This window comes from Halarchaeum rubridurum (genome assembly GCF_014647115.1).
Taxonomy (GTDB): Archaea; Halobacteriota; Halobacteria; order Halobacteriales; family Halobacteriaceae; genus Halarchaeum; species Halarchaeum rubridurum.
Map to the genome: position 1 here is coordinate 1 of NZ_BMOO01000023.1, position 858 is coordinate 858.

Here is an 858-nt window from a genome sequence, read left to right on the forward strand (position 1 = left end):
TTGTGCGCGTGGTCGTATGGTGCGAAGATGCGATGTTTGATGAGCGGGCGAATCCCGAGGTCACGAAGTGATTCGCGGAGCGACTGCTTGTCATAGCCTTTATCGGCGGCAAGAGACCGCAGATCGCCCGCATTTCGGCGGGCGATCTGCTCAGCGAGGTCTGCATCGCTTCCTTCTCGAGTCGTTGAGCAGTGTACGTCAAGGACTGCTTGAGTCTCTGTATCGACGAGTTTCGTGACCTTCAGCTTCTGCACGCGGTAGCTTATTCGCTGACAGTAGTGGCGGCTCGCTGCTGAGCGTTCGTAGAATGTAGCGTCGATCGCGCCGTGTTTCGAGGGGTCGTGCAGCTGCGCCGACTGGCGCAGCAGCACTCGGCAGACGCTCATACTGATCCGGTCGAATGCTTTACACAAGGTGGAGGGCGAGGGGAGATCGGCCGCGTTGAGGCCGATCTCCCCGGTTATTTGTGGCATCTCCTTCAACAGGTCAATCGTCATTCGGTAGGACGTGTCGAGGTAAATCCGCAGACAATGCAGAAACAAGGGCATAGTCGGCGAATCCGCCGCCACCTTCCGGGGCGGCGGATTCGTCTCCATCACCGGTAACAACTTGGGCAATCGGCACAATCTCACCAGTGAAGCGGGAGATTTGTGTCATAGGCAACCGAATCTCTCCGCTTCAACTCCTTTGATTTAGCGCCCCATCCCGACGCCGTCTAGTGATTCAGCACAGCCCTTTCGCATGTTCGTGCTGAAAGAACTCCACGGCTGGACGCACGAAACGCCTCTCGTCGAGTATCTCGATAGCCACCCTGAACTTTGTGAACGCCTCGAGTTGGGGACGGCACCCGATCAATCG

General features: G+C 57.3%; 1 pseudogene. It reads right to left on the bottom strand.

The annotated features are described in order from the left end of the window. Nucleotides 1–657: pseudogene (locus IEX84_RS14525) on the bottom strand (IS5 family transposase); the annotation flags it as partial. Nucleotides 658–858 lie beyond the last annotated feature (201 nt).